This window comes from Streptomyces sp. NPDC001204, assembly GCF_053598035.1.
Genome location: NZ_JBSFJL010000001.1, coordinates 545,564 through 560,264 on the forward strand (window position 1 = coordinate 545,564; position 14,701 = coordinate 560,264).

The following is a 14,701-nucleotide window of genomic DNA, read 5'->3' on the forward strand; positions in this document are numbered from 1 at the left end:
GATGAGTGCCCGGCTTTCTACGGTCGCCGTATGACTCCCGCCGATACCGGGGCGCTCACCACCGTGGGCGCCGTCGCCTCAGTCCCCGACTCCGACTCCCGCATGGCCCCGGGCGGCCCCGGCTACCGCCGGATGAGCCTCGCCCTCTTCCTCGCGGGTGTCGCCACCTTCGCGCTGCTGTACTCCACACAGGCCCTGCTGCCGCTGATCTCCGGCGAGTTCCACGTGGCGGCGAGCGACGCGAGCTGGACGGTGGCCGCCGCGACGGGCGGCCTGGCGCTGTTCGTGCTCCCGGCGAGCGCGCTGTCGGAGCGTTTCGGGCGGCGTACGGTCATGACGGCCTCGCTGGCGGTCGCGGTGGTCGTCGGGCTGGTGGTGCCGTTCGCGCCGTCGCTGGGCGCGCTGGTGGTGCTGCGGGCGCTCCAGGGCGCGGCCCTCGCGGGGCTGCCGGCCTCGGCGCAGGCGTATCTGGCGGAGGAGGTGCGGCCCCGGGCCCTGGTCACGGCGATCGGCCTGTTCGTGGCCGGCAACAGCGTGGGCGGGATGAGCGGCCGGGTCATCACCGGCTGGGTGGCCCAGGAGTGGGGCTGGCGGGTGGCCGTCGGGGTGATCGGGGTGATCGCGGTGGGCTGCGCGGTGGCCTTCCGCCTGCTGCTTCCGGCGCCCCGGCACTTCAGGGCGGGCTCGCTGCGCCCCCGGGTGCTGGCGCGCTCGGTCCGCGACCACCTCGCCGATCCGCTGCTGCGCCGGCTGTACGCGATCGGCGCGCTGTTCATGACGGTGTTCGGCGGGGTCTACACGGTGATCGGCTACCGCCTGACCGAGGCGCCGTTCTCCCTGCCGCAGGGCATCGTCGGCTCGATCTTCCTGGTGTACCTGGTGGGCACGGTGTCCGCGTCGACGGCGGGCCGGCTGGTGGGCCGGCTGGGCCGCAGGGGCGCCCTGTACCTGGCGGGCGCCACGACGGCGGCGGGTCTGCTGGTGTCCCTGCTGGACTCGGTCGCGCTGGTCCTGCTGGGCCTGGTCCTGATCACCGCGGGCTTCTTCGCCGGTCACGCGGTCGCCTCCTCGGCGGTCAGCCGGACGGCCACGCACGGCCGTGCCCAGGCCTCGGCGCTCTACCAGTCCGCCTACTACGTCGGCTCCAGCGCGGGCAGCACGGTGGGCGCCGTGGCCTTCCACGCGCAGGGCTGGTCGGGAACGGTCGGGGTCGGACTGCTGGCCGTCCTGGGCGTCGTGGCGATCACGGTGCTCGGCTCGCGGGCGGCCAGGGTCGCGACACGGCGGGAGCCGGTGCCCGCGTAGCCGCGCCGGCCCCTCGCCGCAGGGCCGTCCGGGACGCCCTCTCACGGGCCGCGGGCCCGAGGATGCCCTCCGACCTGCTGTCTTTCCCGCTCCAAGGGCCGTTGTCAGTGGGCTGCGGTAGCTTCCGAAGTGCTGGGCGTGACGACGCGCACCGGACGGGACGGCCACAGGGGCGGGTGGACGATGGGAAACGGCACGACGGCGACGGCGGAGCTCGACGAACGGCTGGAGGGGTACCGGGTCGAGCTGACCGGTTACTGCTACCGCATGCTCGGCTCGTCCTTCGAGGCGGAGGACGCGGTCCAGGACACCCTCGTGCGTGCCTGGCGGAGCTACGACAAGTTCGAGGGGCGCTCCAGCCTGCGCTCGTGGCTCTACCGCATCGCGACGAACGTCTGCCTGGACATGCTGGCGGCGGGCAGCAAGCGGGCCCGGCCGATGGACCTGACCGAGTCCACGCCGCTGGCCCGCGCGGCGCTGTCGCCGCGCCCGGACCACACATGGCTGGAGCCGATGCCGGACGCCCGTGTACTGCCGGCGGTCGAGGACCCTGCGGAGGCGGCCGTCACCAAGGAGTCGGTGCGGCTCGCCTTCATGGCCGCGTTGCAGCAGCTGCCGCCCAAGCAGCGGGCCGTGCTGATCCTGCGAGAGGTGCTGGCCTGGCGGGCGAGTGAGGTCGCCGAACTGCTGGGCACATCGGTCGCGTCGGTCAACAGCGCCCTCCAGCGGGCGCGCGCCACGCTCGCCGAGCGGGGCGACAAGGCGGCCGAGGCGGCGGTGTCGGACCCGCTGGACGAGGCCCAGCAACGGCTCCTGGAGCGCTATGTGAAGGCGTTCGAGGGGTACGACATGGCGGAGCTGACCGCGCTGCTGCACGAGGACGCGGTGATGACGATGCCGCCGTTCGACCTGTGGCTGACGGGCCGGTCGGACATCACGGGCTTCATGACGACGCTGGGCGCGGCCTGCGCGGGCTCCCGGCTGCTGCCGGTGCGGGCCAACGGGCTGCCGGGCTTCGCCCAGTACAAGCCGGACCCGGAGAAGGGCGGCTTCACCCCGTGGGCGGTGCAGGTCCTGGAGACGTCAGAGGGCCGGATCACCGGGTTCCACTGCTTCCTCGACACCCAGCGGTGGTTCCCGTTGTTCGGGTTGCCGCTCCATCTCGAAGGAGAGGCCGACCAGGCGGAGGAGGGCGTCTAGCGCCGGGTCGGGGTCGCGCAGCCGTATGCGGCCGCCGGCCCGACGGGCGGTGAGCTGGAGCCGCGCCAGCAGGTCGACCACGCCGAGTCCCGGCGGTCCGAGACCCCCGACGTCGCACACCACGACATCGGCCCGGGTGTCCCCCAGCAGGGCCCGGACGTCCGCGCACAGCCCCGCCGCCTCCTCCCGGGTGACGGGGCCGGCGAGCACGAGCACGGCAGGTGTCCTGGCATCCACGGTCTGTAGACCGTGCGACCGCACCCAACTCATCGCGGGCCGAGGGCCACAGGCCCTCCGGAGATCACATTGACCCGCGCCCCGCCCTCCCCGGAGGGTTGCCGTATGCCCCACGGATCAGCACCTCCCTGGATACCCGACGGCCTCCTGCCCGCGGAGGAGGCCGTGTGCGAGGGGTGCTGAGCGGGTTCGCGGTCATCGCGGTGGTGATCGGCGCCGGCTACGTGATCGGGCGCCGCGGCTTCCTCGGCGACCAGGGCCGCGAGGTGCTGACCAGGCTGGCCTTCCACGTGGCGTCCCCCGCCCTGCTGTTCACGACGCTCGCGCGGGCCGACCTGTCGGTGGTCTTCTCCAGCCGGCTGCTGGTGACGGCGATGAGCACGGCCGCCGCGGCGGGCGTCTTCGTGGCGTTCGGCGCGGTGCGGCGCTGGGGCGTGGGCCGCACCACGATCGGCGCGCTGTGTTCCAGCTACGTCAACTCCGGCAACCTCGGCATCCCGATCGCCGTGTACGTCCTGGGCGACGCGTCCCTGGTGGCCCCGGTCCTGCTGTTCCAGCAGATCATGGTCACGCCCATCGCGCTGACGGTGCTGGACCTCTCCGGGCCGGACGGGAAGGGCTCCCTGTGGCGACGCCTGCTCACCCCGCTGCGCAACCCGATCGCGGTGGGCTCCCTGAGCGGGGTCCTGGTCTCGGCGACCGGCCTGCGGCTGCCCGGCCCGGTCATGGACCCGATCACCCTGATCGGCAACATGTCGGTCCCGGCCGTCCTGCTGGCCTACGGCATCTCCCTGCGCGGCAGCGCGGCGCCCGGCCGGGGCGGCGACCGCCGGCTGGTGCTGCTCGCCGTCGCCCTGAAGTCGGCGGGCCAGCCCCTGGCGGCCTGGGCGCTGGCGGCGGGCGTCTTCAGCCTGAGCGGGGCACCTCTGCTGGACGTGGTGGTGACCTCGGCCCTGCCCGCCGCCCAGAACCTGTTCACCTACGCGAGCCGCTACCGTGTCGGCGAGTCACTGGCCCGCGAGTCCATCCTGCTGTCGACGGTCCTGTCGGTGCCGGTGCTGGTGGTGGTCGCGGCGCTGTTGGGGTGACGGCCGGTCAGTTGCAGGGGAACATGCTGGTGTCGAGAACCAGTTTGAACGGCTCGGGGAGCTTCAGCTCCTCGCCGTACTCGACTGATGCGAGTACCCGATACGTTCCCCTCTGCGGCTCGCCGTAGAGCGTCGCCGTGGGACGACCCGAGTGCCAGGGATCCAGGAGAAGGTAGAAGGGCACGCCTCCCACGGCGTAACCGTGGGCTTTCTTGATGCGGTCGTGATTGGCGTTGCTCCGAGACGTGACCTCGGCGACCAGTTCCGCCTCGCCGACAGGCACCCGCGTTCCTCGGCGCAGGGCGACCCTCGGCACCACACAAAGATCAGGGACGAACAAGCTGCCCGTCTCCGGGCACGTCAGCCCGAGCGTCTGATAGACGCCCCAGTCGCAGTTGGGCGGAAGTGCGCCGTACAGGCGTTCGTGAAGCAGTTCCGCGGTGTCGTTGTGCTCTTCGGACAGCGGCGGTGACACGGTGACGATCCCCTCGATGATCTCCACCCTGCCGCCCTCGGGCCATTCCATCTCCTCCCAGAACCGGACGAGGTCGTCCCAGCTCCGCTCGGGGTCATGGCTGACGGTGAGTGCGCTCATGGCGGTCTCCTATCGGTGCGTCACCGATCCCAGCATGCCGAACGGGACCGGCGGAGGTCCACCGGTCCCGTTCACCCAAACGGGGAAAGCGCAGGTCAGGCGATACGTTCCAGCACCACTGGCGAGGCGGTGAAGTCCGTGCCGGGCGACGCGATGTCGTACGAGCCCTCGACCGACTGGAGCGCGTACTCGAAGCGCTCGGGGGTGTCGGTGTGAAGGGTCAGCAGGGGCTGGCCCTCCGTCACCCGGTCGCCGGGCTTGGCGTGCAGCTCGACGCCCGCGGCCGCCTGGACCGGGTCCTCCTTGCGGGCGCGGCCGGCGCCCAGGCGCCAGGCGGCGACGCCGATGCCGTAGGCGTCGAGGCGGGTCAGGACGCCCGAGGAGGGGGCCGTGATCACGTGCTGTTCCCTGGAGGTGGGCAGGGGGGCGTCGGGGTCGCCGCCCTGGGCCGCGATCATGCGGCGCCAGACGTCCATCGCGGACCCGTCGGCCAGGGCCTTCGCCGGGTCGGCGTCCTTCAGGCCGGCCGCGTCCAGCATCTCGCGCGCCAGGGCCAGGGTCAGTTCGACCACGTCCGCGGGGCCGCCGCCGGCCAGGACCTCGACCGACTCGCGGACCTCCAGCGCGTTGCCCGCCGTCAGGCCGAGCGGGGTCGACATGTCGGTCAGGAGCGCGACCGTCCGCACGCCGTGGTCGGTGCCCAGGCCGACCATCGTGGAGGCCAGCTCACGGGCGTCGTCGAGCGTCTTCATGAAGGCGCCGGTGCCCACCTTCACGTCGAGGACCAGCGAGCCCGTGCCCTCGGCGATCTTCTTGGACATGATCGAGGAGGCGATCAGCGGGATCGCCTCGACCGTGCCGGTCACGTCGCGCAGGGCGTACAGCTTCTTGTCCGCGGGAGCCAGGCCGTCGCCCGCCGCGCAGATCACCGCGCCGACGCCGTCCAGCACGGACAGCATCTCCTCGTTGGACAGCAGCGCCCGCCAGCCGGGGATCGACTCCAGCTTGTCCAGCGTGCCGCCGGTGTGGCCGAGGCCGCGGCCCGACAGCTGCGGGACGGCCGCGCCGCAGGCCGCGACCAGCGGGGCCAGCGGCAGCGTGATCTTGTCACCGACGCCGCCCGTCGAGTGCTTGTCGGCGGTGGGGCGGGACAGGGAGGAGAAGTCCATGCGCTCGCCGGAGGCGATCATCGCCGCGGTCCAGCGGGCGATCTCCTCGCGGTTCATGCCGTTGAGGAGGATGGCCATCGCGAGCGCGGACATCTGCTCGTCGGCGACCTCCCCGCGGGTGTACGCGTCGATCACCCAGTCGATCTGCTCGCCGCTGAGCTCGCCGCGGTCCCGCTTGGTGCGGATGACGGAGATGGCGTCCATGGCCATGGGGTTCGGTTCCTTCCGGGGTGCGAAGGGGGCGGGCGGCCCCGCCTGGCCCCAAGGGGTTCAGGAGGGCCGCCCGGGTGTCACTTGGTGAGGTGGTCCGGCCCGAAGGCCTGCGGCAGCATCTCGGACAGCGGCAGGATCCCCGCCGGGGTCTCCAGGATCAGGTCCGGCCCGCCGAACTCGTACAGCAGCTGGCGGCAGCGCCCGCACGGGACGAGGATCTCGCCCCTGCCGTCGACGCACGTGAAGTGCGTCAGCCGGCCGCCCCCGGTGTTCGCGAGCTGCGAGACCAGTCCGCACTCGGCGCACAGGCCGAGTCCGTAGGAGGCGTTCTCGACGTTGCAGCCGGTGACGATCCGGCCGTCGTCGGCCAGGGCGGCGGCACCGACCGGGTAGTTCGAGTAGGGGACGTACGCACGGGTCATCGCCGCGCGTGCCTCCTGCCGCAGCGCCTCCCAGTCGACCGTCGCGTCCGAGCTCACTTGCCCTGTCCCTTCCGGTACGGCTGACCGTCCGCCTTCGGCATCCGCAGGTGCTGTGCCGACAGCGACAGCACCAGCAGGGTGACGATGTACGGCGTGGCGGTCACGACCTGCTTGGGCACCTCGTGGGTGCCGAGGTACCAGGCGAACATCCCCGCCGAGACCACGGCGGTGATGACGGCGGGCACCAGCTTCTTCCTCCACACCAGGTATGCCGCGCCGAACACCAGCAGGATCGCAAGCAGCAGGATCAGCGCGTGCACGTTGGTCGTGCCGCCGCGCAGGTTCAGGCTGTCGGTGTAGCCGAACAGGCCGGCGCCGAGGGCGAGGCCGCCCGGCATCCAGTTGCCGAAGATCATCGCGGCGAGGCCGATGTAACCGCGGCCGGCGGTCTGGCCGTCGAGGTAGACGTTGGAGGCCACGATGGACAGGAACGCGCCGCCCAGGCCGGCGAAGCCGCCGGAGATGATCACGGCGATGTACTTGTACTTGTAGACGTTGACGCCGAGCGACTCGGCGGCCACCGGGTTCTCGCCGCAGGAGCGCAGGCGCAGCCCGAAGGCGGTGCGCCACAGCACCCACCAGGACAGCGGCACGAGGGCGATCGCGACGACAGTCAGCGGCGACAGGTTGGTGATCAGACCGCCGAGCAGGCCGGCGATGTCGGAGACCAGGAACCAGTGCTTGGTGTTGAGTGTGTCCAGCCAGCCGGACAGGCCCGGTATGTCGAAGGTGCCGAGCGAGTCGATCGGCGGGGACTGCTTGGAGGAGCCCTGGGGGACGTTCTCGAAGGTGAACTTCGACAGGTAGCGGGTGGTGCCGAGGGCCAGGATGTTGATCGCCACACCGGAGACGATGTGGTTGACGTTGAAGGTCACCGTGGCGATGGCGTGCAGGACGGCGCCGAGCGCGCCGCCGATGATGCCGAAGAGAACACCGACCCAGGGGCCCCACTGGTAGCCGGCCCAGGCGCCGAACCAGGTGCCGAGGATCATCATGCCCTCGAGGCCGATGTTGACGACGCCGGACCGCTCGGCCCACAGACCGCCGAGGCCGGCGAGGCCGATCGGGACGGCGAGGCGCAGCGCGGTGGACATCTGGCCGGTCGAGGTGATGCCGTGCGCGCCGGTGACGAGGCGGACGACCGAGGTCAGTACCAGCACGCCCGCGATGATCAGCAGGAGCACCGGGAGGGAGACACGGCGGCTGCCCTTGCCGGGCTGCTTGGCCTGGGGCTTGGCGATGGTCGCGGTGGACATCAGGCCGCCACCTCCTTCTTCTGGACGTTGTTCTGGGCGGCGGCCGCGGCGAGCTCGGCGCCGACCTGCTTCTGCTGGCGGCGCAGGCCCCACTGGCGGACGGCCTCGTAGGAGATGACGACCGCGAAGACGATCAGGCCCTGCATGATGGTGGCGATCTCCTTCTCGTACGCCACGGGGGTGGCGTAGTCGAGGGCGGGAGAGGCCTTGTCGAGGAAGGCGATCAGGAGGGCGGCGAAGGCGATGCCGACCGGGTTGTTGCGGCCGAGCAGGGCGATGGTGATGCCGGTGAAGCCGAGGCCGGTCGGGAAGCTCAGGCTGTAGGTGTGGGCGTCGCCGAGCAGCAGCGGCAGGCCGGACAGGCCCGCGACCGCGCCGGAGATCAGCATGGCGGTGAGCACCATCTTCTTGGCGTCCACACCGGAGGCCGCGGCGGCGCTCTCGGACTCGCCGGTGGCGCGCAGGTCGAAGCCGAAGCGGGTGCGGTTGAGCACCACCCAGTAGACGACGCCCATGGCGACGGCGAGGAAGACCAGGCCGTAGATCTGGCCGACGTCGGAGCCGAGGTCGATGCCCGAGACCCAGCCGGACTCCTTCATGGTGCCGGTCGTCATGTTGTTGCCGACCTGCACACCCCAGACGTCCTTCAGGGTGAGGTAGCCGATGAGGCTGGTGGCGATGGCGTTGAGCATGATCGTGGCGACGACCTCGCTCACGCCCCGGGTGACCTTCAGCAGGCCGGCGACGCCGGCCCAGAGGGCGCCGGTGAGCATGCCGACGAGCAGCAGCGTCGGTATCTGGAGGAAGGACGGCAGGGCCAGGTGGGCGCCGACGACGGCGGTCATCATCGCGGCGAGCCGGTACTGGCCGTCGACGCCGATGTTGAACAGGTTCATGCGGAAGCCGACCGCCACCGCGAGCGCCGCCAGGTAGTACATCGACGCCTGGTTGATGATCAGCACCTGGACGTCGGAGAACGACGCCTGCTCGAGCATCAGCGTGTACGGCTCGATCGGGCTCTTGCCCGAGGCGATCAGCACGACCGAGGTCAGCAGGATCGCCGCGACGAGCGCGATGACCGGGCCGGCCACGGCGAGGAGCACGCGCTCCTTGTCGAACTTCTTCATCGGGCCTCGTCCTCCGGACCGGCGGTGGTTTCGGTGTGTTCCAGGTGGCCGGACGCGGCGCCCGTCATGGCCGAGCCCAGTTCCTCGGGGGTGATGGTGGCCGGGTCGGCGTCGGCGACCAGCCGGCCGTTGTAGATCACCCGCAGGGTGTCGGACAGACCGATCAGCTCGTCCAGGTCGGCGGAGATCAGCAGTACGGCCAGGCCCTCGCGGCGGGCGTCCCGGATGTGGTCCCAGATCGCGGCCTGCGCGCCGACGTCCACACCGCGGGTGGGGTGGGCGGCGATGAGGAACTTGGGGCTGTGGCTCATCTCACGGCCGACGATCAGCTTCTGCTGGTTGCCGCCGGACAGGGAGGCGGCGGTGACCTCGATGCCGGGGGTGCGGACGTCGTACTCCTCGACGATCCGCCGGGTGTCCTCCTGGGCGCCCTTGGGGTCGAGCCAGAAGCCCTTGGCGTTGGGGCGCTCGGTGACGTGGCCGAGGATGCGGTTCTCCCACAGCGGGGCCTCCAGCAGGAGCCCGTGCCGGTGGCGGTCCTCGGGGATGTAGCCGACGCCGGACTCCCGGCGCCTGCGGGTGGGCCAGGAGGTGACGTCCTCGCCGAGGAGGGCGATCGTGCCCGTGTCGGCCTGCTTGAGGCCGATGAGGGCTTCGATCAGCTCGCTCTGGCCGTTGCCCTCGACGCCCGCGAGGCCGAGGACCTCGCCGGCGTGGATGGTGAAGCTGATGTCGTCGAGGACCGCCCGGCCGCCCTCGGCCTCCAGCCGCAGCTTGTCGACGACGAGAACCGGCCGGTCGGTGACCGTGGACTCGGCGGTCTCCGGAGTGGGCAGTTCGCTGCCGACCATCATCTCGGCGAGCTGGCGCGAGGTGGTCTCGGCGGGGACGGCCGTGCCCACGGTGGTGCCGCGGCGGATGACGGTGATGTCGTCCGCGACCGACAGGACCTCGCCCAGCTTGTGGGAGATGAAGATGACGGACAGGCCCTCGGCCTTCAGCTCGCGCAGGTTGTCGAAGAGCGCGTCGACCTCCTGCGGGACGAGCACGGCGGTCGGCTCGTCGAGGATGAGGGTGCGGGCGCCGCGGTAGAGGACCTTGAGGATCTCCACACGCTGGCGGTCGGCGACACCGAGGTTCTCGACCAGCGCGTCCGGGCGGACGCCGAGGCCGTAGCGGTCGGAGATCTCCTTGATCTTCCTGCGGGCGCCGCCGCCGATGCCGTACAGCTTCTCGCTGCCGAGGACGACGTTCTCGAGCACGGTCAGGTTGTCGGCCAGCATGAAGTGCTGGTGGACCATGCCGATACCGCGGGCGATGGCGTCGGCGGGGCTGCCGAAGCTCACCTGCTCGCCGTCGACCGCGATGGTGCCCTCGTCCGGCTTCTGCATGCCGTAGAGGATCTTCATCAGGGTGGACTTGCCGGCGCCGTTCTCGCCGACGAGGGCGTGTACGGTTCCCTTACGGACCGTCAGGTGGATGTCGTGGTTGGCCACGACTCCGGGGAACCGTTTGGTGATGCCCGCGAGCTCTACCGCGATGGTCGGCTGGGCGGTGAGCGGAGGGCTGCTGGACGCGTCGATGGCGACTCTCCTTGGGGAAAGGGGCCGCTCTACGCGCGTAGCGCCCCTGCTTTAAATAGTGCCCGGACCTGATCGACCTTGATTTGTCCTCGATCCGCTCCGAGCATTCTGCCGCGTGAACGGGGTGGGAGTCGCTGTGCGCTTCCACACCCCGTTCCGCCGCCGTGACGCTGCCGTCGCAGCGTCGTTCAGGCCATCCCTATGACAGGCCCGCGACCGCTTGGTCAGGAGTCCTTGACCGTGATCGAGCCGCTCTTGATCGCTTCCGCGGCCTTCTTGATCGCGGCCTGGAGGTCGGCGTTGTCCTTGAAGACGGGGTTGGAGTCGGAGAGGCTCACACCGCCGGTCGCCAGGCTGGCGCGGACCTCGCCGGTCTGCGGCTTGCCGTCCTTGACCGACTTGGCCAGGTTGTAGACCGCACCGGCCACGTCCTTCATGGCCGAGGTGAGGATCGAGTCCTTGTACTTGGCCAGCGCGTCCTGCTTGTACTGGTCGGAGTCGACGCCGATCGCCCAGATCTTGTGCTCGGAGGCGGCCTTGATCACGCCCTGGCCGGACAGGCCCGCGGCGGCGTAGACGACGTCGGCGCCGGCGTCGATCTGACCGTTGGCGGCGTTCTCACCCTTGTCCGGGCTGGAGAAACCGCCCTCCTCGGCGGTCTGGGTCAGGTACTGCGACTTGACCGTGACGCCCTTCTTGGTGTCCGCGACGCCCTGCTTGAAGCCCGCCTCGAACTTGTGGATCAGCGGAACGTCCACGCCGCCGATGAAGCCGACGGTGTTCGTCTTGGTCGTCTTGGCGGCGGCGACACCGGCCAGGTAGGAGGCCTGCTCCTCGTGGAAGACCAGGTCGGCCACGTTGTCCGCGGTGATCGTGTTGTCGTCGACGATGCCGAAGGTGGTCTTCGGGAACTTGGCGGCGGCGGCCTTGACGGCCGGCGCGTAGGCGAAGCCGACGCCGATCACCGGGTTGTAGCCCTGCTTGGCGAGAGTCTCCAGGCGCTGTACCTTGTCCGCGTCCGACTCACCGTCCTGCGGCTCGACGGCCGTGCTCTTGTAGCCGAACTCCTGGTCGGCCTGGTCCATGCCGGCCGTGGCAGCGTCGTTGAAGGACTGGTCGCCCTTGCCGCCGACGTCGTAGGCGAGGGCGAGGCCCAGGTTCTTGTCGCCGCCACCGGCCGACTTGCTGGACGAGCTGCTGCCACATGCGGAAACAGTGACGGCGAGAGCTGCGGTTGCGACACTTGCAACCGCTATACGGGACACCCGGCGCATGGAACGAGACTCCTTCGTGCAAGCGCCCATACCAGGCGCTGGTTCCGCCGCAGCGTAACGCGCGTAGACATGGCGGAAAACCCCTCCTTGCCAGAGTGTTATCCGACCGTTTTGATCCTTCGGTGCCGCTCTGGCCCCGCGTGGGCGTCCGCCGGGCACGCCCACCGGCCCGTGGCCAGGCGGGTCGTGGTCCCGCCGTCACGGCCGGCCCGCCCGGCGCTCGCGGACACCGGGACGGCGAAAGACCCCGGACCGGTACGGTCCGGGGTCTTTCCGTCAGCGCTTCGGGCCTGGCGGCGCGGTCACTCGGTGTTGACGGTGACCTTGCCGTCGATGATGTCCTGCTTGGCCTTGTCGACGGCGGCGACGACGTCCTTCATGGCCTTGTACTTCGGGTTGGAGTCGGCGAAGCCCACACCGCCCGACTTCAGGTCGCCGCGCACCTCACCGGAGAGCGGCTTGCCGTCGACGACGGACTTGGTCAGCTCGTAGACCGCGCCGCCGACGTTCTTCAGGGCGGAGCCGAGGATCCAGTCCTTGTACTTGGCCAGGGAGCTCTGCGCGTACTGGTCGGAGTCGACGCCGATCGCCCACACCTTGTGCCCGGCGGCGGACTTGATGACGCCCTGACCGGACAGGCCGGCCGCGTGGTAGATGACGTCGGCGCCGGCGTCGATCTGACCGTTGGCGGCGCTCTCACCCTTGTCGGGGCTGGAGAAACCGCCCTCCTGCGGGGTCTGCGTCAGGTACTGCTTCTCGATCTTGATCTTCGGGTTGACCGACTTGGCACCCTGGACGAACCCTGCCTCGAACTTGTGGATCAGCGGGATGTCCACGCCGCCGATGAAGCCGATGTGGTTCTTCTTGGTGGTCTTGGCCGCCGCGACACCCGCCAGGTACGAGGCCTGCTCCTCGTGGAAGACCATGTCGGCGACGTTGTCGGCCTTGACGGTCTCGTCATCGATGATGCCGAAGGTCGTCTTCGGGAACTTGGCCGCGGCCTCCTTGACCGCCGGGCCGTACACGAAGCCGACCCCGATGATGGGGTTGTAGCCGGACTTGGCGAGCTGTTCGAGGCGCTGCACCTTGTCCGCGTCGGACTCGTTGTCGTTCGGCTCGACGTCCCGGCCGCCGATCTTGAATTCGTCCTCGGCCTTCTGGAAACCGGAGAACGCGGCGTCATTGAAGGACTGGTCGCCCTTGCCGCCGATGTCGTACGCCAGACCGATGCCCTTGCCCGAGTACGTGCCGGAGCCGCCGGTCGAGCTGCTGCCCGCCTTGTCGGAGCCGCCGGCCGAATCGCTGCTGGACTTGCCGCACCCGGCGGCCGCGAGCGCGATGACCGCTACGGTCACCGCGGCTTGGGAGAATCTCGACCTCGATGAGTTCAGACGCACAGCAAGCACCCCTTCTTGCCCACGGCACCGTCGCCGGCCCGTTTTCCCCATGTGCCGCCTCTGGTGGCGATTCCGGCGCACAGTAACGCGCGTAGAGGCGGAGGGAAACGGGGTTTCTCCCGGCCGTTACCGAACCGTGCCGACAGCGGACGACCTTCGCGTGCCCGGCGGTCTCGGACGGGCGACACGGACCGGAGGGCGGGGCGCCGGCCGGGCGCCCCGCCCTCCGGCCGGAATCAGCGCGTCGGGTGCAGCAGGGCGGCGGCGGTGAACAGCTCCACGCCCACCCTGATGGCGGCCTCGTCGGCGTCGAAGTCCCCCTGGTGCAGGTCGCGCACGGTCCGCTCACCCGGGGTGCGCACCCCGAGCCGGGCCATCGCGCCGGGCACGTGCTCCAGGTACCAGGAGAAGTCCTCGCCGCCGAGGCTCTGCTCGGTGTCCTCCACATTGGCGGCGCCGCGCCGGGCGACCATGGCGTCGCGCAGCAGTTCGGTCACCACCGGTTCGTTGACGACCGGCGGCACCCCGCGCACGTAGTTGATCTCGGACTTGGCCTTGTGCAGGTTGGCGACCTCGTCGATCGCGGCGACCACGATGTCGGGCGCCTGCCGCCAGGCGTTGATGTCCAGGCAGCGGACCGTCCCGGCGAGCTCGGCGTGCTGCGGGACCACGTTCGGGGCGTGCCCGGACTCGATCCGCCCCCAGGTCACGGCGAGCCCGGCACGGGTGTCGACCCGCCGGCCGACGAGCGCGGGCACGTCGGTGACGACCCGGGCGACGGCGGTGACGAGGTCCGTCGTCAGATGCGGTCGTGCGGTGTGCCCGCCGGGACCGTCCAGCGAGACCTCCAGCCGGTCGCAGGCGGAGGTGATGGGGCCCTGGCGCAGTCCGATCCGGCCGGCGTCGACCCGGGGGTCGCAGTGCACGGCGACGATCCGGCCCACTCCCTCCAGCGCGCCGCTCTTGATGACCTCGGCGGCGCCGCCGGGCAGCACCTCCTCGGCGGGCTGGAAGATCAGCCGCACGGGCCGCGGCAGCAGTCCCTGCCGGTGCAGGTCCGCGAGGACCAGTCCGGCGCCGAGGACGACGGCGGTGTGCACGTCGTGTCCGCAGGCGTGCGCGCGGTCGGGCACGGTGGAGCGGTACGGGCTCTCGCTCTTGGTGTCGGGGATGGGCAAAGCGTCGATGTCGGCGCGCAGGGCGAGCGCGGCCGGCCCCCCGCCTCCGGGGTCGCCGCCGATGTCGCAGACGAGACCGGTCCCGCCCGGGAGCACCCGCGGCGCGAGCCCGGCCTTCTCCAGCCGCTCCTTGATCGCGGCGGTGGTACGGAACTCCTGGTTGCCGAGCTCGGGGTGCATGTGCAGGTCGCGCCGGAAGGCGACGAGCTCGGCGTACAGCGCCTCCGGCAGCATGCCGGGAAGGGCGTCCGCCGTGGCATCAGCGGGGAGATCGGCCTCGGACTCTGGGGACATCAGTTGCTTCACCCTCTGAAGGGTAGGACGCCGGGGTGGTCAACTGACCCTAGATCAACAAAAGTTCAACCCGTTAGGGGAAGAAAAGGTGGCCGCCCGGCGCATACGTATCGGCTGGGATGGGTAAACTCGCCCGCCTTCGCCGGCCGAGCGGATCACGGAGCCCCGGGAGAGTGGTGTGCATCACACCCCTGGCGCCCCGCCCCATTTGTTCGTTTCTCCAGGCATACCACGTCGCACCGGAACCACGCCCGAGATGTTCACCTGTCGGACGTCATCCGGCCCCGTCCCGCCCCCCGCCGG

The 14,701-nt window shown here is 70.7% G+C and carries 13 protein-coding genes; 3 read left to right on the forward strand and 10 right to left on the reverse strand.

Features of this window, described 5'->3' with window-relative positions; all coding sequences use genetic code 11:
• Positions 1-30: 30 nt before the first annotated feature.
• Both ACWC91_RS02495 and ACWC91_RS02500 read left to right on the forward strand, forming a co-directional pair.
• On the forward strand, positions 31-1,305 hold the full coding sequence (locus tag ACWC91_RS02495; RefSeq protein WP_281155127.1) for an MFS transporter: 1,275 nt from the start codon (positions 31-33) through the stop codon (positions 1,303-1,305).
• A 183-nt stretch (positions 1,306-1,488) separates the two neighbouring features.
• Positions 1,489-2,505: a sigma-70 family RNA polymerase sigma factor gene (locus tag ACWC91_RS02500; protein WP_225079016.1), complete on the forward strand. Its 1,017-nt coding sequence runs from the start codon at positions 1,489-1,491 to the stop codon at positions 2,503-2,505.
• Here ACWC91_RS02500 and ACWC91_RS02505 read toward each other — a convergent pair.
• Entirely contained in the window at positions 2,389-2,775 is a 387-nt protein-coding gene (locus ACWC91_RS02505) for an STAS domain-containing protein (protein WP_225078936.1), read from the reverse strand. The two genes, ACWC91_RS02500 and ACWC91_RS02505, sit on opposite strands and share 117 nt — an antisense overlap.
• 134 nt (positions 2,776-2,909) lie before the next feature.
• Between ACWC91_RS02505 and ACWC91_RS02510 the strand changes: the two genes are divergently transcribed.
• Positions 2,910-3,830: an AEC family transporter gene (locus tag ACWC91_RS02510; protein WP_450641683.1), complete on the forward strand. Its 921-nt coding sequence runs from the start codon at positions 2,910-2,912 to the stop codon at positions 3,828-3,830.
• A 7-nt stretch (positions 3,831-3,837) separates the two neighbouring features.
• On the opposite strand, the gene ACWC91_RS02515 is transcribed toward ACWC91_RS02510, so the two are convergent.
• From ACWC91_RS02515 to ACWC91_RS02555, 9 genes are all read right to left on the reverse strand, one after another.
• Positions 3,838-4,425, reverse strand: a complete 588-nt coding sequence (locus ACWC91_RS02515; protein ID WP_450641685.1) for a Uma2 family endonuclease — start codon at positions 4,423-4,425, stop codon at positions 3,838-3,840.
• Positions 4,426-4,520: 95 nt separating this feature from the next.
• Positions 4,521-5,804 (reverse strand): thymidine phosphorylase, encoded by a 1,284-nt coding sequence (locus tag ACWC91_RS02520; protein ID WP_450641686.1) that lies wholly within the window; start codon positions 5,802-5,804, stop codon positions 4,521-4,523.
• An 80-nt stretch (positions 5,805-5,884) separates the two neighbouring features.
• Positions 5,885-6,286 (reverse strand): cytidine deaminase, encoded by a 402-nt coding sequence (locus ACWC91_RS02525; protein WP_225078940.1) that lies wholly within the window; start codon positions 6,284-6,286, stop codon positions 5,885-5,887.
• A complete protein-coding gene (locus ACWC91_RS02530; RefSeq protein ID WP_225078941.1) occupies positions 6,283-7,545 on the reverse strand; it encodes an ABC transporter permease in 1,263 nt (420 codons plus the stop codon). Before ACWC91_RS02530 ends, ACWC91_RS02525 begins: the two co-directional genes overlap by 4 nt.
• Positions 7,545-8,672 (reverse strand): ABC transporter permease, encoded by a 1,128-nt coding sequence (locus ACWC91_RS02535; RefSeq protein WP_281155122.1) that lies wholly within the window; start codon positions 8,670-8,672, stop codon positions 7,545-7,547. Before ACWC91_RS02535 ends, ACWC91_RS02530 begins: the two co-directional genes overlap by 1 nt.
• Entirely contained in the window at positions 8,669-10,255 is a 1,587-nt protein-coding gene (locus ACWC91_RS02540; protein ID WP_225079018.1) for an ABC transporter ATP-binding protein, read from the reverse strand. Before ACWC91_RS02540 ends, ACWC91_RS02535 begins: the two co-directional genes overlap by 4 nt.
• 224 nt (positions 10,256-10,479) lie before the next feature.
• Positions 10,480-11,529 carry a BMP family lipoprotein gene (locus ACWC91_RS02545; RefSeq protein WP_225078943.1) on the reverse strand — a complete coding sequence of 350 codons (1,050 nt, stop codon included), beginning with the start codon at positions 11,527-11,529 and terminating at the stop codon, positions 10,480-10,482.
• A gap of 302 nt (positions 11,530-11,831) precedes the next feature.
• Complete coding sequence (locus ACWC91_RS02550) at positions 11,832-12,884, reverse strand: BMP family lipoprotein (RefSeq protein WP_376504158.1); 1,053 nt, start codon at positions 12,882-12,884, stop codon at positions 11,832-11,834.
• Positions 12,885-13,162: 278 nt separating this feature from the next.
• Positions 13,163-14,398, reverse strand: a complete 1,236-nt coding sequence (locus tag ACWC91_RS02555) for an amidohydrolase (protein ID WP_225079019.1) — start codon at positions 14,396-14,398, stop codon at positions 13,163-13,165.
• Positions 14,399-14,701 lie beyond the last annotated feature (303 nt).

Excerpts from the sequence above, each read along its gene's own strand:
- ACWC91_RS02535 (WP_281155122.1), bottom strand. The coding sequence starts at position 8,672 with ATGAAGAAGTTCGACAAGGAGCGCGTGCTCCTCGCCGTGGCCGGCCCG.
- ACWC91_RS02500 (WP_225079016.1), top strand. The coding sequence starts at position 1,489 with ATGGGAAACGGCACGACGGCGACGGCGGAGCTCGACGAACGGCTGGAG.
- ACWC91_RS02555 (WP_225079019.1), bottom strand. The coding sequence starts at position 14,398 with ATGTCCCCAGAGTCCGAGGCCGATCTCCCCGCTGATGCCACGGCGGAC.
- ACWC91_RS02505 (WP_225078936.1), bottom strand. The coding sequence starts at position 2,775 with ATGAGTTGGGTGCGGTCGCACGGTCTACAGACCGTGGATGCCAGGACA.
- ACWC91_RS02520 (WP_450641686.1), bottom strand. The coding sequence starts at position 5,804 with ATGGCCATGGACGCCATCTCCGTCATCCGCACCAAGCGGGACCGCGGC.
- ACWC91_RS02530 (WP_225078941.1), bottom strand. The coding sequence starts at position 7,545 with ATGTCCACCGCGACCATCGCCAAGCCCCAGGCCAAGCAGCCCGGCAAG.
- ACWC91_RS02515 (WP_450641685.1), bottom strand. The coding sequence starts at position 4,425 with ATGAGCGCACTCACCGTCAGCCATGACCCCGAGCGGAGCTGGGACGAC.
- ACWC91_RS02495 (WP_281155127.1), top strand. The coding sequence starts at position 31 with ATGACTCCCGCCGATACCGGGGCGCTCACCACCGTGGGCGCCGTCGCC.
- ACWC91_RS02545 (WP_225078943.1), bottom strand. The coding sequence starts at position 11,529 with ATGCGCCGGGTGTCCCGTATAGCGGTTGCAAGTGTCGCAACCGCAGCT.